Here is a 19,389-nt window from a genome sequence, read left to right as displayed (position 1 = left end):
GCGGGCAGGCGGAGGAAGGACGCCGCGGTCTTCGCCCGGTCAGTCCGCGCCCTGCACCGGCTGCAACAGCAGGCGCAGGTCTTGGCCGACCTGTCGCGTGTCCACGATCTTCAACTGCATGCGGTCGGTCATCGAGTCGATATCCAGACCGCCGAACAGCGGCCGCGCCTGGGGTCCGAGCAGCACGGGGGCGACGTAGAGCAGCAACTCGTCGATCAGCCCCGCTTCCATGAACGCCCCGGCCAACGTTGCACCGGCTTCCACCTGCACTTCGTTGATCTCGCGCCCGGCCAGCACGCGCAGGACGGCGTGCAGGTCGAAGCGTCCGCCGCTGACCGCCACCGCCGCTGTCTGCGCGCTCATTCCCCGGGTGGGCTTGGCGTCGGGGGCGTGGAAATACAACGTGGGGGCATCGCCCTCGCGGATCCTGCCGCGAGCGGTGGTCGCAAGGCCCGGGTCCAGCACCACGCGCAGCGGCGGCGCGAAGGCCTGGCCGGCTTCCTCGCCCTGCAGCCGCACGGTGAGGGCCGGGTCGTCGGCCAACACGGTGCCGGCACCGGTGATGATCGCGCCGGCACGCGCCCGCCAGCGCATCACGTCGGCACGCGCGGCGTCGCCGCTGATCCATTTGGAGTCGCCGCTGGCGAGCGCAGTGCGCCCGTCCAGGCTGGTGGCGAGCTTCACCCGGACCCACGGCCGGCCGCGCACCAGGCGCGACAGGAAGCCCCGGTTGAGCGCTCGCGCCTGCGCTTCCATCAGGCCGTTGGCTATCTCGATGCCCGCTTCGCGTAGGGCATCGAACCCGGCCCCGTCCACCTGCGGGAACGGGTCACGCATCGCCGCGACCACGCGTCCCACGCCGGCGTCGATGAGCGCCTGCGCGCACGGGCCGGTGCGACCGGTGTGCGCGCAGGGCTCGAGCGTAACGTAGGCCGTCGCGCCCTTGGCCCGCCCGCCCGCGGCCTGCAACGCCCGAACCTCGGCATGCGGCTCGCCGGCGCGCTCGTGCCAACCCTCGCCTACCACTTCCTCTCCGTGTGACAGGACGCAGCCGACCATCGGGTTGGGCCGGGTGGTCCAGGCACCGCGCTCGGCAAGCCGCAACGCGTGGGCCATGTGCAGGTGGTCGGTGGCGGTGAAGTCGGCTGCGGTCATGGGCTGGGTGCGGGGAAATGGGGAATGGGGGTTGGAGCAGGAGAGGCAGGTGGCGGGGACCGGCGCCCGCGGGATGAAGAATCCGACGCATCCGACGCATCCGGCGCAACGGCGGGCGGACCGTGAACGCTAGCGACGCCGACCCTTGGCACGCGGCGCGGCATCGTCCAGCAGCGGCAGCTGGCCTTCGGCGGCACTGTCGTTCTCGAGGCGGTCGAGCTCCTCGCGGAAATCGGCCACGTCCTCGAACGCCCGGTACACGGAAGCGAATCGCACGTAGGCGACGTGGTCGAGCTTGCGCAGTTCGGCCATCACGAATTCGCCCACCCGCAACGAGGCCAGCTCGCGCTCGGTGGTCATGCGCAACTGGTGCACCACTGCGCGCACTGCCGCCTCGATCTGCTCCTCGGCGACGGGGCGCTTCTGCAGCGCGCGGTCGAAACCGTGGCGCAGCTTGCGCGCGTCGAACGGCTCGCGCCGGCCGTCGGACTTGATGATCGCCGGCAGTTTCAGCTCGATGGTTTCCAGCGTCGAGAAGCGCTCGCCGCAGGCCTCGCAGACGCGCCGGCGGCGGATCGTCGCGCCGTCGTCGGACACGCGCGAATCGATCACGCGGGTGTCGGTGTGCTGGCAGAAGGGGCAGTGCAACGGGGCCTATCCGTACACCGGATACCTGGCGCACTGAGCGGTCACCGCCTCGCGCACGCGGGCGATCACCGCCTCGTCTTCCGGCGCGTCCAGCACGTCGCAGATCCAGTTGGCCAGGTCCACGCAGTCGGCTTCGACGTAGCCGCGGGTGGTCACCGCCGGGGTGCCCAGGCGCAGGCCCGACGTGACAAATGGCTTCTGCGGGTCGTTGGGCACCGCGTTCTTGTTGACGGTGATGTGGGCGCGACCGAGCGCGGCTTCGGCGGCCTTGCCCGTCAAGCTCTTTCCAGAAGCCGCCTTGCCGATCATGTCGACGAGCATCAGGTGGTTCTCGGTGCCGCCCGAGACGATCTTGTAGCCCCGCTCGATGATGGTATTCGCCATCGCCTGGGCATTTTTAACCACCTGCTGCTGGTAGCTCTTGAAGCCCGGCTCCAGTGCTTCCTTGAAGGCCACCGCCTTGGCGGCGATGACGTGCATCAGCGGGCCGCCCTGGATGCCGGGGAACACGATCGACTGCAGCTTCTTGACCAGGTCCTCGGACGGGTCCTTGGCCACGATGATGCCGCCGCGCGGTCCGCGCAGGGTCTTGTGGGTGGTGGAAGTCACCACGTGCGCGTGCGGCAGCGGGTTCGGGTACACGCCCGCCGCGATCAGCCCGGCCACGTGCGCCATGTCGACGAACAGCAATGCGTCGACCTTGTCGGCGATGGCCCGGAAGCGGGCCCAGTCGATCTTCTGCGAATAGGCCGAGAAGCCCGCCACCACCATCTTCGGCCGGTGCTCCACGGCCAGCCGCTCGACTTCGTCGTAATCGATCAGCCCCTGGTCGTCGACGCCGTACTGCACCGCGTTGAACAGCTTGCCGCTGATGTTGACCTTGGCGCCGTGGGTCAGGTGGCCGCCGTGCGCCAGGCTCATGCCCAGGATGGTGTCACCCGGCTGCAGCAGCGCCAGGTAGACGGCCTGGTTGGCCTGGCTGCCCGAATGCGGTTGCACGTTGGCGTAGTCGGCGCCGAACAGCGCCTTGGCGCGGTCGATCGCCAGCTGCTCGGCGACGTCCACGTACTCGCAGCCGCCGTAGTAGCGCTTGCCCGGATAGCCTTCGGCGTACTTGTTGGTCAGCACGCTGCCCTGGGCCTCGAGCACGCGCGGGCTGGCGTAGTTCTCGCTGGCGATCAGCTCGACGTGGTCTTCCTGCCGGCGGCGCTCGTCGCTGATGGCCTGGGCCAGTTCGGGGTCGTAACCTTCGATACGTGCATCGCGCGGGAACATCGGGGCTCCGGGGCTGGGTGGGGGGCGGCCTGCGAGTTTAGCCCGGACGCGGTGCCGCGGCCCGGGACCGGAATCCACGCCTGCCATCGATCCGGGCATTCGCCGGGGCCGCATCGCCGCGAAGGACCGCCCCCGTGCACACCCGGCACGCCCTGCGGCGGCTGGACCGTTGTCGGCGCCGGCAGCCGGCGGCCGGCCGTATAATGGCCGGCTATCCCGATCCATTCGCGATGCCCCGCCCGCCGGGGCGTCGCCGTCCGCCTGCGGAGCCCCCATGTCCCAATACATCTACACCATGAACGGCGTCAGCAAGACCGTGCCGCCGAAGCGCCAGATCATCAAGGACATCTCGCTGTCGTTCTTCCCCGGCGCGAAGATCGGCCTGCTGGGCCTGAACGGCTCGGGCAAGTCCACGGTGCTGAAGATCATGGCCGGCGTGGACACCGACTTCTCCGGCGAAGCGCGCCCGCAGGCCGGGATCAAGGTCGGCTACCTGGCCCAGGAGCCGGAGCTGGATCCGGAAAAGACCGTGCGCGAGGCCGTCGAGGAGGGTGTCGGCGAAGTGCTGCAGGCCCAGGCCGCGCTGGATGCCGTCTACGCCGCCTACGCCGAGGAAGGCGCGGACTTCGACAAGCTGGCGATCGAGCAGCAGCGCCTGGAAGCGATCCTGGCCACCAACGACGCGCACATGCTGGAACAGCAGCTGGAAGTGGCTGCCGACGCGCTGCGCATCCCGCCGTGGGACGCGAAGATCGGCCCGCTGTCGGGCGGTGAGAAGCGCCGCGTCGCCCTGTGCCGCCTGCTGCTGAGCAAGCCGGACATGCTGCTGCTGGACGAGCCGACCAACCACCTGGACGCCGAGTCGGTGGAATGGCTGGAGCAGTTCCTGGCCCGCTATACGGGCACCGTGGTGGCGGTGACGCATGACCGCTACTTCCTGGACAACGCCGCGGAATGGATCCTGGAGCTGGACCGCGGCCGCGGCATCCCGTGGAAGGGCAACTACACCGAGTGGCTGATGCAGAAGGAAGACCGCCTCAAGCGCGAGGAGGCGGGCGAGAAGGCGCGCCAGAAGGCGATCGCCAAGGAACTGGAGTGGGCACGCAGCAACGCCAAGGGCGGCCGCTCAAAAGGCAAGGCGCGCCTGGCCCGCATCGAGGAGCTGCAGTCGGTCGACTACCAGAAGCGCAACGAGACCAACGAGATCTTCATCCCGCCGGGCGAGCGGCTGGGCCAGAAGGTCATCGAGTTCAAGAACGTCAGCAAGACCTTCGGCGACCGCATGCTGATCGACGACCTGTCGTTCTCCGTGCCGCCCGGCGCGATCGTCGGCATCATCGGCCCCAACGGCGCCGGCAAGTCCACGCTGTTCAAGATGATCACCGGGCAGGAGACGCCGGACTCGGGCTCCATCGACGTCGGCCAGACCGTCAAGCTGGCCTACGTGGACCAGAGCCGCGACAAGCTCGAGGGCAACCACAACGTGTTCCAGGAGGTGTCCGGCGGCGCCGACATCCTCAACATCAACGGCATCGAGATCCAGTCGCGCGCCTACATCGGCCGCTTCAACTTCAAGGGCCAGGACCAGCAGAAGCTGGTCGGCACGCTATCGGGCGGCGAGCGCGGCCGCCTGCACATGGCCAAGACCCTGTTGCAGGGCGGCAACGTGCTGCTGCTGGACGAACCGTCCAACGACCTGGACATCGAGACGCTGCGTGCGCTGGAAGACGCCCTGCTGGAGTTCCCCGGCAACACGTTCGTGATCAGCCATGACCGCTGGTTCCTGGACCGCATCGCCACGCACATCCTGTCCTTCGAAGGCGACAGCCACGTGGAGTTCTTCCAGGGCAACTACCGCGAGTACGAGGAAGACAAGAAGCGCCGCCTGGGCGATGACGCCGGCCCGCACCGGTTGCGGTTCAAGGCGCTGAAGTAAAGGCGGCTTGCCACGGATGGACAGGGCAACGGCGACTTCGCATTGAGCCGCTCCGTTCCGCCCATCTGGAGCCAGGATCTTCGGACCTGGTAGGAGCGGCCGGATCCGCTCCTACCAGGTCCCGGAATTGCGAGGAACGACGATGGGGTTCATGCAGTCACTCAGGCAGCGCTGGTCGGATGCCGACACCCTCGTGTGCGTCGGCCTGGACCCGGAGCCGTCCCGGTTCCCCGAGCGGTTCAACGACCACCCCGACGCGGTGTTCGCGTTCTGCCGCGACATCGTCGACGCCACCGCGCCCTACGCGTGCGCGTTCAAGCCGCAGATCGCCCACTTCGCCGCGCTGGGCGCGGAAGGTGCGCTGGAGCGGTTGATCACCCACATCCATGCCGCCCACCCCGGCGTCCCGGTAATCCTGGACAGCAAGCGCGGCGACATCGGCAGCACTGCGCGCCATTACGCCAGCGAGGCGTTCGATCGTTACGCCGCCGACGCCGTGACCGCCAACCCCTACCTGGGACGCGATTCGGTGGAGCCGTTCCTGGAACGCGCCGACCGTGGCGTGGTGATCCTGTGCCGCACCTCCAACCCCGGCGCAGGCGACCTGCAGGACCTGATGGTCACCGGCGAGGACGGCGCGCGGCGTCCGCTCTACCAGCAGGTGGCGCGCACGGTGTCGCGCGACTGGAACGGCCACGGCAACTGCATGCTGGTGGTTGGCGCGACCTGGCCGGCGCAGCTGCGCGAGGTCCGTGCCATCGTCGGCGACATGCCGTTCCTCGTGCCCGGCGTTGGCGCACAGGGCGGCGACGTGCAGGCCGTGGTCGAGAACGCCCGCACCGCCGACGGCACCGGCCTGGTCGTGAGCAGCTCGCGTGCGGTGCTGTACGCCTCGGCCGGCAATGATTTCGCCAACGCCGCGGCCAGGGCGGCGCGTACGCTGCGCGACGAGGTCAACCGCTACCGCTGAAGGTGCCGGGTCGCGCCTTGGGTGGCTTCCGGTGTTTCACCGGGGCATGGCATGGGCCACGACTAGGCTGGGGCGACACCCGCCCGGAGGCCTGCCCATGTCATCTCCCCAGCGCCCGCTTGCCGGCTTTCTTTCCGCCCTTCTGTTGCTGCCCTGCGGGTTTTCGCTTGCGGCCGAGCCCCCGCAGTGGTGGGCCAACGTCAATCTCGCGTCGCAGCATTTCGGCGACGAGGATGAATTCCTTCCGCAGGGCGAGTCGTTCAACCAGTTCAACCCCGGCCTCGGCGTCGAAGCGCAGTGGCAGCCACGCCACGCGGTGGCCGTGGGCTTCTACCGCAATTCGATCGACGACAACTCGCTGTACGCGCTGTACCGGTACACGCCGCTGCAGCTCGGCCGGCATGTCCGCATCGGCGGCATGATCGGCGCGGTGACCGGCTACCCGGGCTACAACGAGGGTGGCGTGGCACCCGCCGCGGGGCTGGTGGCCAAGATCGAGGGCGAACGCCTGGGCGCCAACGTGATCCTGCTGCCCCGCATCGCCGACAAGATTCCCGCGACGCTGGGCCTGCAGTTCAAGTGGCGGCTGCGCTGAGGGCCGCGGTCATCGGTTCTGCCACGCCGCTCGCGCCACCGCCAGCGGGAAGCGCAGCCAGATCGCGATGAACACGGCGAGGCGCGTGGCGACACCGCGCCGGGGGGCCTCGAAGGTGCGGAAGTAGCGCCACAGGCCCCGGTGCTTGTGCCACTCCACGAACACCGGCCGCGAGCGGCTCGACACGCCGCGCACATGCACGACGGTCACGTGGTTGGCAACGGCCACGCAGGCACCGGCCTGGCGCGCACGCCGGCACAGGTCGAGGTCCTCGGCATGCAGGCGGTAGCGCTCGTCGAAGCCTTTGATCGACTCGAACAACGCACGCGGCATCAGCATCAGCGCACCGGACACCGCGTCGACGGGCTGCAGCTCGCGTGCGTCGTCCCGCGCTACGGGTGGATGCGCGCGCGAGGGCCGCAGCAGCGACGCCAGCATGTGGCCGAAATCGGGATCGCGGCGGCGTGCGGCGGCATCGCGCACGCCCGCCTCGTCGACCAGGTCCGCGCCCACCAGGGAGGGCGCGTGGGCGGCCGCCAGCGAACGCATCCTCGCCAGGGAGTCGGGCTCGACCAGGCAGTCGGGATTGACGAATGCGATCCAGCCCACGCCCGTTACCTCTTCAAGCGCCGCGTTGGCTCCCTGGTTGCACGCCACGCCGAATCCCGGGTTGTCCGGATTGGCGATGAAACGCACGCGCGGGTCGGACAGTGCGTGGCGCTGGACGATGGCCAGGGTACCGTCGTCATGGCCGGGATCGCGCGGACCGTTGTCGACCACGCGGATCGCGCGCACGCCGTCGGCCGCACGCAGTCGGGACAGGCATTCGTCGATGGTCTCCGCGCTGAGGTAGCTGACCACCACCGCGGCAATGCCGTCCAGCGGCGCGGTTGGCGGCTCAGCTGAAGAGGTCACGCTGCGGCTCCGGTGGACCGATCGTTTCCAGCAGGTGCTGCAGCTGCTCGCGGCTGGCGCGCAGCGGGTCGCGCATGAGGAAGCTGGCCAGCCGCGCATGCCAATCCGGCCAGCGCACCGCCAGTCGCTCCATGTCGCCATCGAGCGCCGCGCCCTCGGCATCGCGCGCGACGAAGGCGCGCTCGCACAGCACGTTGCGCCAGCCCAGCCCCGCCAGCCGCAGCGACAGGTCGATGAGAGCCGCGTACCACGACCCGTAGCTCACCGTGTCCAGGCCACCTGCGCGGCGCCGCGCGGCGCCGCGCAGCAGCACCGCGTGGCCGACGGCGGCCGGCAATTCCGGGAGCAACGCGGGCATCTCCGCCGCGGCCCGGGCCATGCGCGGGGCCTCGGCCGGGGCGGCCGCGACTTCGCCGATGCGTGGCCACGCCGCGGCTTCGCCGGCATTGCTCCAGGGCGTGGCCGATCCGATCGCGCCATCGGCCGCCAGGCATGCGGCCATCGCCTCCAGCCAGCCCGGCAGCGGCCGGCTGTCGGCCGCGACCACGGCCACGTCGGCCTCGCCACACGCACCGAGCACCTCGTCCAGGTGCGCGACCTCGCCCACGCCGCGGGGGCGCCGGGTGTAATCGGCCCTCAGCGCGGTTCGCGCCATCCATTGCTCCACCACTGCGTACCCGCGCGGCCCTGCCTGTGCATCATCGGCCAGCCAGACGCGGGTGCCCGCCGGGGTCCCGGCATCCAGCGCGGCCAGGCAGGCGTCCAGCGCGTCGTCGTCGGCGCTCAGCGGCACCACGACGATGGGAAGCTCCGGCACGGGGCTCAGTTGCGCGGCGCGCGGTTGAGCGGCTCCATCGCGCGGAACCGGCGACCGTACTCGTCCGTGAGGTTGCGGGCTTCCTGCGGATTGCGCACGACGGTGGGGGTGATCAGGACGATCACCTCGTTGCGCTCGGTGCGCGAGGTCTGCGTACCGAACAGCCCGCCGATGACCGGGATGCGGCTCAACCCGGGGAAGCCCGAGCCGGTGCGGCTGACGCCGTCGCTGATCAGGCCCGCCAGCATCACCGTGTCGCCGCTCTGGATCGCCGCTTCGGTCTTCAGGCGACGCGTGTCGATGCGCACGTTGCCGTTCTGGTCGGTGACGCTGCCCGGCGTGCTGACCTCCTGGACGATGTCCAGGAACACCATGCCGTCCTTGGTCACGCGCGGACGGACCTTCAGGATGGTGCCGGTGTCCAGGTACTGCACCTGGCTGATGGTGTCGGCGCCGCCCAGGCCGGGGTTGACCGTAACCGACGAGATCGGGATGCGGCTGCCGACGTTGAGCGTCGCCTCGACGTTGTTGCGCACGACCACCGAAGGTGTCTGCAGCAGCTGCAGGTCGGTGACCTGGTCCAGCGCGCTGATGATCGCCGCGGCGTTGCGGCCCAGGAACGTCCAGGCCAACCCGGCCGGGTCGCCGACCACCGACTGAACGCTGCCCGCCAGCGTGCTCCACGTATCGCGGCCGACCGCGCTGGGCAGCCCGGCATCGGTCACGGCACGCTCGAAGAACCAGTTGACGCCGTACTCGAGCGCACCGGAGAGCTGCACCTCCACCACCTGCGCCTCGATGTGCACCTGCATCGGCATCACGTCCAGACGCTCGACCACGTCCTTGATCGACCGCCACGCCTGCGGGCTGCTGCGCACCAGCAGGGTGTTGGTTTCCTCCACCGCCGACACGCCGACGCGGTCGCCGTCCACCTCGAGGGTGACGCTGGCATTGCCGCTGCCACGCGGGTCAAGCGACAACTGGCCGTCGCCCAGGCCACCGCCGCCCGACAGGCTTCCGCCATCCTTGCCGCCGATGGTCGCGGAACTGCCGCGCTCGCCATCCTGCAGCTGCACCGGGTCCAGGCCCGGCATCAGCGACGGGGGGCCACCGCCGCCGTCGCTGCGTCCACCGCCACCGGACCCGAACACCTCGGCCAACCGGTCGGCCAGGTCGCTGGCCTTGATGTAGCTCAGTTCGTAGGAGAACAGCCGCACGGCCTCGCCCGCACCGTCGATGCGCTCCAGCCACTGCTGGATGTCGTCCAGGTAGTCGGCCTGGGGCGTGATCACCAGTACCGCGTTGGCGCCTTCCAGCGGCATGAAACGGAACATCCCGGCGACCGGCGACTCGCTTTCCTCTCCGAACACCTTCTCCAGGTCCGCGACCACCCGCGTGGCCTTGCCCGACTGCAGCGGGAACACGCCCACCGACATGCCGCTGAGCCAGTCCACGTCGAAGATCTCGATGGTGCGCAGGTAGTTCTCGAGCTCGGTGCGGGTGCCGGCGATGCTGATCACGTTGCGCGCGTTGTCCACGCCGATGATCGCGTTGGGCCGCGCATACGGCTCCAGCACCTTCTTCATTTCCTCGGCGGAGATGTAGCGCAGCGGGACCACCCGCGACTCGAACCCGCGCGCGGTCGACGCCGGGCCGGTGCGCGGGGCGACGTTGCCGGCCACCGCCTGGTCGGCCGGCACGATGTTGTAGCGCCCGCCGCTGTAGACCATGCGGGCGTTGTTCCAGCCCAGCACCATCTCCAGCAGGTTGAGCGCGCTGGCAGGGCTGACCGGCTTGGGCGTGGCCAGGGTGACCGTGCCCTGCACCCCCGGTGCGATGACGTAGTTCTGGCCCAGCATGTCGCCCAGGATGGCCTTGACCACCGCGTGCAGCGACTCGCCCTCGAAGTTGAAGGTCGCCGCGCCGCTGGTGCCGCCCATGCCGGCGTCAGGTGCGGCAGCGGCGGCGGCGCTGCGGTTGATCACCTGGCCGGTGCCGCGGCGGATCTGCGGGCGCGGACCGGCGTCGTCGGCCTCGATGGGCTCGACCGCGACGCCGGTGGCCACGCCCGGGGGCGCGGTACCGGCCTGCGCCCGGCGCATCGCCGCCGGGTCGCCGTCACGGCGGACGGTGGGTACCGGCACGCTGGCGCATGAAGCGACCAGGGCGGTGATGGCCACGGCCAGGACCGCGCGCCGGGCCACCTCGGCCGGTGCCGTCGGCAAGACGCGGCGCGAACGGCCTGGAACGGGGTTGGCGCATGCGCGCGGCGGAATCGGTGGGCTCATCGCTTCACTCTACGGGCTTGGGCGGCGGCGGGTTGGCGTTCTGCCGGCGCAATTGTTCACGGCGGGCCTGAATGCGTTGTCGGATCGCATCCATTTGCGCCTGGTCGGTCATGGGGGCGTCGGCCTGGCCCGCCGGGGGCACAGGCACCCCATCGTTGCGCTGGCTGCGTGCCGGCGGACTCGCCGCAGCGGGTGGGGCAGCGTCGGCTTCCGGCGTCGCGACGGGCATTGCCGCTCGCGGCTGGCCCGGTGGGGGTGCGGGCGCGGGACCGGAGGCCGTTGCCGCCGCGTCCGGGTCCGGGCTGGACACCGGGGTCGGCAGTTGTCCGCCCATCCCGTCATACACCCGCAGGGGCAGCTCCCGCCGCCCCTCGGGGCCTTCGAACACCGCGCTGCGCGCGCCCAGCGCCACCAGCTGCCAGGCCGGGTGCGAGTCGGGCGCTTCGTCCAGCCGCACGCGCACCGGCTGGCTTCCATCGGCCGGCTGCAGGATCGCCAGCTGGACGCTAGGGGTGATGAGTACGCTGGTCAGCACGAAGTCGAACGGCGAGTCGGTTTCCTCTTCGCCCTCGCCCTGCAGGAAGAACGGGTGCGGACGGCGGTCGGCGCTGAACACCGGCCGCCCGGCGAACTGGTCGTACGCGTTCAACGGCTCGACCCGATCGGCGCGCACCGCCGGCAACGCCGGCAGCGGCTTGAGCAGGGTGGGGTCGTCGGGCAGGGGGTCGACCCGGCCACCCATCCCCGCCAGGGCCAGCAACCATGCCGCCACCGCCCAGCCGGCGACCGCCGCCAGCCACCCGGTCTTGAGACCCGCGTCCTCAATCCGCACCGGTTGCCTCCATCGCCGCCGGGCGCAGGTAGCCGTAGAGGTCGAAGGTGACTTCAAGGCCACCGTCGCCGCGCGGCGCGCCGGTACCCGGGGCGAAATACATCCGCTGCACCAGCACGTTCAGGTTGTCGACGAACACCCGCGGCGCGCCGCCTTCCAGCGCGTGCAGCACCGCTGCCAGCTCGCCATTGCCGCAGCGCATGCGCACCTGCACGGTGACCCGGGTGAAGGGTTCACGGCTGGCCGCCTGCAACGGGGAGCGGTTGGTGATCGCACAACTGCGGTTGCCGGGGCTGGCCATGGCGACCACGGTCTCCAGGCGCTGGACCAGCGCGGCGGTCGCCAGCTCGGCGTTCGACTCGGGCAGGAAGCCGGCATCCTGACCCTGCCGCGTTTGCAGTTCGAGCAGCCGCTGCTGCACCTGCGGCGCCTGCTGCACCTGCATGCGCAGGCGCAGTTCACGCTGCTGCAGCGACTCGATGCGCCGCTCGGCGTCCAGCATCGGCACCGTCCACCACGGGTGGACCACCACCGCATAGGCCAGCGCGAGCGCCAGCAGCAACAGGGCGAGCGCCAGCCAGCGCTCGCGTTCAGCGGGGCGCGGCGGCATCGGTGCTCTCTGTCGCGGGAGTGTTCGTGGGGGGGCGCGCGGCCCCTGCGGCTGGCTCGAGCGGTGCCAGCTCGGCGGTCAGGGTGAAGCGGTCGCGTCCGCTGGCCGGATCGGGCTGCAGCGCGCCGGCCAGGGCGGGAGAGCGCCACAGCTCGCTGCCCTGCAGGCGTCCGACCAGGGCTGCGGCTTCATTGCTCAGGCCGATCAGCATCAGGCGCTGGCCTTCGATCGAAAGTTTCTCCAGGTAGGTGCCATCGGGCAGCCGGCGGGCGAGCTCGTCGATCACCTCCACCGCCACCGGGCGCTCGGCACGTGCGCGGTCCAGGAACGCCTGCCCCGCCACCAGGCTGTTGAGTTGCTGGCGCGCGGCGGCCGCACGGCGGCCGGCCTCGGCCTGCCCGGCGATCTGCCGCTCGAACGCGTCTGCAGCCGCGCGGCGGTTCTGCAGTACCTGCCACAGCATGAGCGCGCAGGCGACCAGCGCCAGGCCGGCCAGGGCCAGGTTCCAACTGCGCCACGGATCACGGTGCCGATGCCGGTCGGCCGGCGCCAGCAGGTTGACCCCCAGCGGCGCGCCGTCGGCGCCGGCGACATCGACGCCGGCCAGCCCGGCGGCCAGCGGACCCAGCGCATGGGTCTGCGGGGTGATGGCATTGCGCGGCACCGCGACCAGCTCGACGTCCAACTGGCCGTCGGAGTCGCGGCGGCCCAGTACCCGGGCGTCATAGGCGACATCGGCGGGAGCGAACGGGGTCTGCCGGTCGATCTCGAAGCCGACCACGTCTCGCAGCCGCTCGGCCGCCGCGGCGGGCATCACCATTCGACGGCGCAGCGCGCTGGCCGCCGGCAGGAACAACCATCGCGGCAACTCGGCCACGCGAGGCGCAAGCAGCGAGGCGAGCGGGTCGCTGGCGGGCACGTCGATCGGGTCCATCGCCGAAACGCCGACCAGGCCCGGTACGGTCGCCAGGTCGGTGACCGCACCCGCCTGGTGCAACCGCACGGTCAACTCGTCGCCATCGACGTGCAGCAGCAGGCGCCCGCGCTCCATGCCCAGCGCATGCCTGACCGAGGGCGGCAGCCAGGAGGCGAGGGCCGCCCCCCACCAGGCGAGGAAGCCGCGCAGCGCGCCGCCCGCACCCGGCCGGAGCCGGGCGCCGATCGGCCCAAGGCGGTTCCTCAACGGTGTCATCGTGGCGACGCTCCTTCTTCCCATTGCAGCGCGGTGTAGGCCATCCCCGGCACCGCGCTGCCACCCACGCGCACCACGGCCCTCAGCTCCGACTCACGGCCGTCGGCAAGTCGCGCACGACTGCGAATACTATACGTGCCGCTCCGGCTGCCCACGAGCGCGCCGGTTTCGCCCGGCAGCCCCTCCAGCGGCTGTCCGGTCACGGGGTCGACGCGGCGGCGCGCCTCCACCACCCGGGTACCGTCCAGCCCCATGGCATCGAGCACTTCGGCCGATGCGAACGCGGCGTCGGGCCGCGCGCGGCCGCTGAACACGGTGACGTGTGCACGCACCAGGTCGTAGATCTCCGGCGTGAACCCCAGCACCTGCTCCAGCTCGGCCACGCTTTCGAATGGCGCGTCCTTCGCGCCGTACGGAAGCCCCGCCGACGCGTAATCGCTATCCTCGCCGCCCCCGGCCGGCTGGGTCAGCGGGTCGGGGTCGCGCCAGTCGACCACCGCCCCGGCCAGCCGCTGCGCCGGCGCGGCTTCGACGCCGACCCGCCGCAGCAGTGCCTCCAGCAGGGCGACATCGGCCTGGTTGAGGTCGACCCGGCCGTTCTCGTCCACCAGCGTGACCTCCACCTCCGCGGCGCCGAACCGCCAGGCCTGCGGCGAGCCGTCGGGCCGCCACTGCAGCAGGGGCTCGGCATGGTCGACGCGGGTCAATGCGTATTCAAGGCCGGCGCGTGCGGCCGCCTGCGCCGCCGCGCCGCTGGCCAGCACCCGTCCCTGCAGCGCCTCGATCCGCGCGACCAGTGCGAAGCCGCCGACCAGCGCGGTGAGCAGGGTGATCAGCCACAACACCAGCAGCAGCGCCGCACCCCTGGAACGGGCTCGCGAAGGCCCCTGCGCGCGCATCAGAATGCCACCGCGCCGAAACCGACCCCGGCCTGCGGCAGGGCCACCACCAGCGGCGGCCAGGCCCGTCCGTCGCCGTCCACCAGCCGCACCTCGACCAGCAGCGGCAGTTGCTCGGGGGTTTCCCAGTCGTCCTGCCACGGGCCGATCCCGCCCTCGCCGTCGAGAGCGCGGAAGCGGAAGGTGGCCGAGCGCAGGCCCTCGACCAGCACCTCGGGACGCACCGGTGCGTCCTCTTCCACGGTGACGCCGGCCTGCACCATCGACAGCGACAGCACCACGCGCACGCGGTCGCCGTCGTCCTGCACGGTGAACTCGTGCAGGTAGGGCCCGCCCCGGCCCAGGTAGTCGGGCAGGTCGGCGACGAAACGCATCTGGCCGGAGTTGCCGACGAAGCGCTCCGGCATGGCGTCGATCGGGTCGCTGGCGAACGCCACCGGCCGGGTACCGGTCAGCCGGCTGCGCAGGAATCCGAGCACGGCGCGCTCGCGTTCACCGCGCTCGGCCATGGCTTCGCCCCGCTGCACGGTGCGCATGGATGCGGTCAGGGTGGCAAACGCCAGCCCGAGGCCCGCCGCCAGCAGGACCGTCGCCAGCAGCACCTCGATCAGGGTGAACCCGCGGACCGGGCCGGAGGGAATGCGGCGGCGGGCCGTCACGGGGAGGCCCCCACGTTGGCGCCGGCGGCCTGCACCAGCCGCAGCGTATGCAGGTCCAGCCGCTCGCGCGGACCCCCTTCGCCCCACTCCACCGCCAACTGCAGGCGATACAGCTGCTGGGCGCCGGCGAGCGGCTGCGGCCCCGCGGGCGGGAGCGCCGGGTCGGTCCACGGCACCGTGCCGAGGGTCCAGCGGTAACGGCCATCGTCGAACTCGCCGCTGCGCTCGCCCGGCTCGATCGGATCGCTGATGCCCTGCTGGGCCAGCAACGACTGCGCGTGCAGGGCGGCGCGCCCGGCATCACCGGCCCAGCGCACCTGGCGGGTGGCGCCCGACAGCGTACCCAGCAGCAGGGTGAGCGCCAGCGCCAGCAGCGCGAAGGCAACGATGACCTCGATCAGCGTGTAGCCGGCCTGCATGCGCGACGGGCACCGGCGCCCATCGGTCGCCACCGCAGCTCGATAACGATCATGCGCGGCCAGGGTGGCATACAGCGGTTTCACGGCACGTCCCCGCCACGCCGCAGGCGCACCTCGCCGGTCAGCCAGGCCACGTCGATGTTCCACGCTGCCTCGCCGATGTTGAGCCGCACCCGGCCACCGGTGGCGCCGCCGTCCTCGAAGAACACGATCGCACCCTCGCCGGGACTGGGCTGGGCCTGGCGTGCGCCGTAGAAGCTCACCCCGATCGCCTCGGGGATCTCGCCGTCGCGGCTGTCGGCCGCTTCCCAGCGCCTGCCGCGCGGGTCGATGACGAACCGCTGCGGCTGCCCGGTGGCCAGGGCCCGCGCACGGGTGAAGCGCAGTTGGGTGGCGATTTCCTTGGCGGTGGAGCGCAACTGCATGCCCCGGAAGCCGCCGCCCAGCGCCGCGGCCGCCAGCAGCGTGGTGGCCGCGATCAGCGCGACCACCAGCAGCATCTCCAGCAGCGAGACCCCGCGGGCGCGGCGTCGCATCATCGGCGCAGGCCCACGGCGTTACTCGTAGGCGATGTCGGCGTCATAGCTGCTGCCACCGACCTGGCCGTCCTTGCCCAGGATCACCAGGTCGAACGGGCCGCTCTCGCCGGGCGCGCGATAGACGATCTCGTTGCCCCACGGGTCCAGCAGCTCGGTGGCCTTGGCGTAGGGGCCCAGCCAGCCGGGCGCATCGCCGGGCTCGGTCACCAGTTCGTCCAGCGCGCCGGGGAAGCGGCCGGTGTCCATCTGGAAGGATTCGACCTTCTGCGCCAACGTGGTCACCTGCGACTTGGCCAGGTTGGCCTTGGCGCGGTCGGCGCCGCCCAGCACGCGCGAGCCGACGAAGGTCAGCACCGCACCGATCAGGACGATCACGATGATGATCTCGATCAGGCTCATGCCGGCTTGCCGCAGGGGCGAGGGCGAGCGGGTCAGGGAGCGGTTCGGGAAGACGGCATTGCGCATGGTCACGTGTATCCGTTGCGGGAAAGAAGCCGACCGTACCCGGCCGGGGCCCTGACCGGAACCGTCGCGCCGCCGCAGGCGCGTTCAGGCGGGGTCGGGGAACTGGAACGGTTCAGCCGGGCCACTACCCCACCGCACCGGTCAGGTCGTAGAGCGGCGTCAGCACCGCCAGCACCACCACGCCGACCACCGCGGCCAGGACCACGGTCACCAGCGGCACCAGCGCGGCCAGCATCCGGTCCAGCGCAAGCTGGGTTTCGTGGTCGAAGGTCTCGGCGGTCTTCACCAGCATGGTGTCGAGCGCGCCGGACTCCTCGCCGACCTGGATCATCTGCAGCGCCAGCCGCGGGAAACGCTTGCCGCGCCCCAGGGCGGTCGACAGCGCCACGCCGTTCTTGACCTCCTCGGCGGCGGCTTCCACGTCGGCAGCCAGCACCCGGTTGCCCATCACGTTGCGGCCTATGCCCAGCGCGGCCATCAGCGGCACCCCGTTGCGCACCAGGGTGCCCAGCGTGCGCGCCAGCCGCGCGGTCTCGACCTTGGCCACCAGCGCGCCGAAGAAGCGCCGACGCAGCAGCCAGCCGTCCAGGCGCTCGCGGAAGGCGGGGTCGCGGCGCTTGCGGTCGACCCACCACAGCCCCAGCACCGGCACCACCACCAGCACGATCCACCAGTCGCGTACGAACAGGCCCACCCCCAGCACCACCCGGGTGAACATCGGCAGCTCGGCATCCAGGCTCTCGTACATCTGCGCGAACTGCGGGACCACGTAGCCCAGCAGGAACAGCAGGCTCAGCCCCACCATCACCAGCAGGATCGCCGGGTAGATCAGCGCATTGATGACCCGGCCCTGCATTGCGCGGCTGCGTTCCAGGTAATCGGCCAGCCGGCCAAGCGTCTCGTGCATGCTGCCGCCGGCCTCACCGGCGCGGACCATGTTCACGTACAGCCGCGAAAACGTGCCGTGCTGGCGCTCCAGCGCCGTGGACAGCGCACTGCCACCGCGCACCGCATCGCGCACCTCGGTCAGGGTGCGCTTGGCCGCCTCGTCCTCCGGCAGGTCGAGCAGGATGGTGAGCGCCCGGTCCAGCGGCTGCCCGGCGCCCAGCAACGTCGCCAGCTGCTGGGTGAACTGCACCAGCCGCGCGCCCGAGAAGGGCCGTGGCTTGAGCAGTGCGCGCCACCCGGCCTCGCCGCCCCCCTCCGCCGCCGGCCGCGCCTCGACCGGCAGGTGGCCCTGCTCCTGGAGCCGCAGCACGACCTCGGCATCGCTGCCCGCTTCCATCTGTCCATGGAGCAGCTCGCCGCGGGCGTTGAGGGCTTTGTAGGTGTAGAGGGGCATGGGTCAGGAAGCTAGCGGCGAGGGGATATCGCTGTGACTGGTGTACCGCTCGGATCCACGCCGTCATTCCCGCCTTCGCGGGAATGACGGCTGAAGGGTTGGTCCAGGGACCACCTCGTCACTCAGCCCTCCTCCGTCACGCGCAGCACCTCTTCGATCGTCGTCAGGCCCGCCAGCGCCTTGGCGATGCCGTCCTCGTACATCGTGCGCATGCCTGCATCGCGCGCGAGCTGCTCCAGCTCGCCCATGCCGGCGTGGCGCATCACCGCCCGGCGCAGCGCGTCGTCCATCACCATGAACTCCAAGATGGTGGTGCGGCCCTGGTAGCCGGTGGGTGCGATGTCCGAGCCGCGCGGGCGATACAGGCAGATTTCGCCCTCTGGCTGCAGGCGTCGCAGGCCGAACTTCTCGATCTCCTCGGGGCTGGCCGGGTAGCGCTCGGCATGCGTGGGCTCGAGTCGGCGCACCAGCCGCTGGGCGAGGATGCCGTTGACCGTCGAGGTCAGCAGGTAGTCTTCCACGCCCATGTCCAGCAGGCGGGTGATGCCGCCGGCGGCGTTGTTGGTGTGCAACGTGCTCAGCACCAGGTGACCGGTGAGCGCGGACTGGATCGCGATGCGCGCGGTTTCCAGGTCGCGCATCTCGCCGATCATGATGATGTCCGGATCCTGGCGGACGATGGATCGCAGCGCGTGGGCGAAGTCCAGCCCGATCTGCGGCTTGGCCTGGATCTGGTTGATGCCCTCGATCTGGTACTCGACCGGGTCCTCGACGGTGATGATCTTGACGTCGGGGGTGTTGAGCTGGCTCAGCGCGGTGTACAGCGTGGTGGTCTTGCCCGAGCCGGTGGGCCCGGTGACCAGCAGGATCCCGTGCGGCTGGGTCAGCACCTTCTCGAACTGCGGCAGGAACGCGTCGGTGAACCCCAGCCGCTTGAAGTCGAACACCACCGTCTCGCGGTCCAGCAGGCGCATCACCACCGACTCGCCGTGCGCGGTGGGCACGGTGCTCACGCGCAGGTCCAGCTCCTTGCCCTGCACCCGCACCATGATCCGCCCGTCCTGCGGCAGCCGGCGCTCGGCGATGTTGAGCTTGGCCATGATCTTGATGCGGCTGATCACCGCCGCGGTGAGGTTGGGCGGCGGGCTTTCGCCCTCGGCCAGCACGCCGTCCACGCGGTAGCGCACCTTCAGCCGGTTCTCGAAGGGCTCGATGTGGATGTCGGACGCGCGCATCTCCACCGCGCGCTGGATCACCAGGTTCACCAGCCGGATCACCGGCGCCTCGGAGGCGAGGTCGCGCAGGTGCTCGACGTCGTCCAGGTCGCTGCCTTCGCCCTCGGCGGTTTCCACGATCGCACCCATCGCGCTGCGGCCCTGGCCGTACCAGCGCTCGATGAGGCCGTCGATTTCCGAGCGCAGCGCCACCTTGATCCGCAGCGGGCGCTGGATTGCCAGTCGGACCGCATCCAGCGCGTAGCCGTCGTGCGGATCGGCCATCAACAGTTCCACGCCCATCGCGTCGGCCTGGCGCGGGCACACGTGGAACTGCTTCATGAACTTGACGCTGAGGGCGACGTCGTCGGGCGGCAGGTCCGGGGCGTCCTGGGTGGGCACCAGTGCCAGGCCGGTCACCTCGGAGACGGTCTCGGCGTGGTCGCGTTCCGAGACCAGCCCCAGGCGCGCCAGCAGTGCGAGCAACCCGCCGCCGGTCTCCACCTGCAGGCGGCGTGCACGGCCCAGGTCGGCCTCCTTCAGCCGTCCTTTCCCGACCAGCACCTGGACGATCCGGTCCTCGACGGAGGTGCCGTCGATGCCGCCGTCCGTGCCCTCC

The 19,389-nt window shown here is 71.0% G+C and carries 19 protein-coding genes; 3 read left to right on the top strand and 16 right to left on the bottom strand.

What is annotated here, in order from left to right; all coding sequences use genetic code 11:
- Positions 1–39: 39 nt before the first annotated feature.
- From ribD to glyA, 3 genes are all read right to left on the bottom strand, one after another.
- Positions 40–1,155, bottom strand: a complete 1,116-nt coding sequence (gene ribD, locus ACJQWL_RS06985; RefSeq protein ID WP_330968422.1) for a bifunctional diaminohydroxyphosphoribosylaminopyrimidine deaminase/5-amino-6-(5-phosphoribosylamino)uracil reductase RibD — start codon at positions 1,153–1,155, stop codon at positions 40–42.
- A gap of 129 nt (positions 1,156–1,284) precedes the next feature.
- Positions 1,285–1,803, bottom strand: a complete 519-nt coding sequence (nrdR, locus tag ACJQWL_RS06980) for a transcriptional regulator NrdR (RefSeq protein ID WP_330968423.1) — start codon at positions 1,801–1,803, stop codon at positions 1,285–1,287.
- A gap of 6 nt (positions 1,804–1,809) precedes the next feature.
- Complete coding sequence (gene glyA, locus ACJQWL_RS06975; protein WP_330968424.1) at positions 1,810–3,078, bottom strand: serine hydroxymethyltransferase; 1,269 nt, start codon at positions 3,076–3,078, stop codon at positions 1,810–1,812.
- A gap of 274 nt (positions 3,079–3,352) precedes the next feature.
- On the opposite strand from glyA, the gene ettA reads away from it, so the two are divergent.
- The 3 genes from ettA (at position 3,353) to ACJQWL_RS06960 (ending at position 6,579) form a co-directional block, all read left to right on the top strand.
- Positions 3,353–5,014, top strand: coding sequence for an energy-dependent translational throttle protein EttA (gene ettA, locus ACJQWL_RS06970; protein WP_411300800.1), 1,662 nt, complete (start codon positions 3,353–3,355; stop codon positions 5,012–5,014).
- A gap of 142 nt (positions 5,015–5,156) precedes the next feature.
- Complete coding sequence (pyrF, locus tag ACJQWL_RS06965) at positions 5,157–5,984, top strand: orotidine-5'-phosphate decarboxylase (protein ID WP_330968426.1); 828 nt, start codon at positions 5,157–5,159, stop codon at positions 5,982–5,984.
- Positions 5,985–6,081: 97 nt separating this feature from the next.
- Positions 6,082–6,579 (top strand): hypothetical protein, encoded by a 498-nt coding sequence (locus ACJQWL_RS06960; protein WP_330968427.1) that lies wholly within the window; start codon positions 6,082–6,084, stop codon positions 6,577–6,579.
- Positions 6,580–6,588: 9 nt separating this feature from the next.
- Here the strand turns inward: ACJQWL_RS06960 and ACJQWL_RS06955 are convergent, their stop codons facing one another.
- The 13 genes from ACJQWL_RS06955 to gspE all read right to left on the bottom strand — a co-directional run bounded on the left by ACJQWL_RS06955 (position 6,589) and on the right by gspE (position 19,370).
- On the bottom strand, positions 6,589–7,494 hold the full coding sequence (locus tag ACJQWL_RS06955; RefSeq protein WP_411300799.1) for a glycosyltransferase family 2 protein: 906 nt from the start codon (positions 7,492–7,494) through the stop codon (positions 6,589–6,591).
- A complete protein-coding gene (locus tag ACJQWL_RS06950; protein ID WP_411300798.1) occupies positions 7,478–8,311 on the bottom strand; it encodes a glycosyltransferase family 2 protein in 834 nt (277 codons plus the stop codon). Before ACJQWL_RS06950 ends, ACJQWL_RS06955 begins: the two co-directional genes overlap by 17 nt.
- Before the next feature lie 5 nt (positions 8,312–8,316).
- Complete coding sequence (gspD, locus tag ACJQWL_RS06945; protein ID WP_330969642.1) at positions 8,317–10,599, bottom strand: type II secretion system secretin GspD; 2,283 nt, start codon at positions 10,597–10,599, stop codon at positions 8,317–8,319.
- Positions 10,600–10,603: 4 nt separating this feature from the next.
- Entirely contained in the window at positions 10,604–11,431 is an 828-nt protein-coding gene (locus ACJQWL_RS06940; RefSeq protein WP_330969643.1) for a type II secretion system protein, XpsN-like, read from the bottom strand.
- Positions 11,421–12,041 carry a type II secretion system protein GspM gene (gspM, locus tag ACJQWL_RS06935; protein ID WP_330969644.1) on the bottom strand — a complete coding sequence of 207 codons (621 nt, stop codon included), beginning with the start codon at positions 12,039–12,041 and terminating at the stop codon, positions 11,421–11,423. Before gspM ends, ACJQWL_RS06940 begins: the two co-directional genes overlap by 11 nt.
- The gene (locus ACJQWL_RS06930; RefSeq protein ID WP_330969645.1) at positions 12,022–13,233 is read right to left on the bottom strand and encodes a PilN domain-containing protein; all 1,212 of its coding nucleotides are present in this window, start codon (positions 13,231–13,233) and stop codon (positions 12,022–12,024) included. The genes gspM and ACJQWL_RS06930 overlap by 20 nt, the downstream gene beginning before the upstream one ends.
- Entirely contained in the window at positions 13,230–14,132 is a 903-nt protein-coding gene (locus ACJQWL_RS06925) for a type II secretion system minor pseudopilin (protein WP_330969646.1), read from the bottom strand. The genes ACJQWL_RS06930 and ACJQWL_RS06925 overlap by 4 nt, the downstream gene beginning before the upstream one ends.
- Positions 14,132–14,791, bottom strand: a complete 660-nt coding sequence (locus ACJQWL_RS06920) for a prepilin-type N-terminal cleavage/methylation domain-containing protein (RefSeq protein ID WP_330969647.1) — start codon at positions 14,789–14,791, stop codon at positions 14,132–14,134. The genes ACJQWL_RS06925 and ACJQWL_RS06920 overlap by 1 nt, the downstream gene beginning before the upstream one ends.
- Entirely contained in the window at positions 14,788–15,210 is a 423-nt protein-coding gene (gene xpsI, locus ACJQWL_RS06915; protein WP_330969652.1) for a type II secretion system protein XpsI, read from the bottom strand. The genes ACJQWL_RS06920 and xpsI overlap by 4 nt, the downstream gene beginning before the upstream one ends.
- An 80-nt stretch (positions 15,211–15,290) precedes the next feature.
- Positions 15,291–15,746: a type II secretion system protein XpsH gene (gene xpsH, locus ACJQWL_RS06910; RefSeq protein WP_330969653.1), complete on the bottom strand. Its 456-nt coding sequence runs from the start codon at positions 15,744–15,746 to the stop codon at positions 15,291–15,293.
- A 21-nt stretch (positions 15,747–15,767) separates the two neighbouring features.
- Positions 15,768–16,214: a type II secretion system major pseudopilin GspG gene (gspG, locus tag ACJQWL_RS06905; protein WP_330969648.1), complete on the bottom strand. Its 447-nt coding sequence runs from the start codon at positions 16,212–16,214 to the stop codon at positions 15,768–15,770.
- A 124-nt stretch (positions 16,215–16,338) separates the two neighbouring features.
- A complete protein-coding gene (gene xpsF, locus ACJQWL_RS06900; RefSeq protein WP_330969649.1) occupies positions 16,339–17,556 on the bottom strand; it encodes a type II secretion system protein XpsF in 1,218 nt (405 codons plus the stop codon).
- 122 nt (positions 17,557–17,678) lie between these two features.
- On the bottom strand, positions 17,679–19,370 hold the full coding sequence (gspE, locus tag ACJQWL_RS06895) for a type II secretion system ATPase GspE (RefSeq protein WP_411300814.1): 1,692 nt from the start codon (positions 19,368–19,370) through the stop codon (positions 17,679–17,681).
- Positions 19,371–19,389 lie beyond the last annotated feature (19 nt).

This window comes from Novilysobacter viscosus, assembly GCF_046600715.1.
GTDB classification, from domain to species: domain Bacteria; phylum Pseudomonadota; class Gammaproteobacteria; order Xanthomonadales; family Xanthomonadaceae; genus Lysobacter_C; species Lysobacter_C viscosus.
The sequence above is the reverse complement of the archived record's forward strand: the minus strand, read 5'-3'. Positions and strand labels throughout refer to the sequence as shown.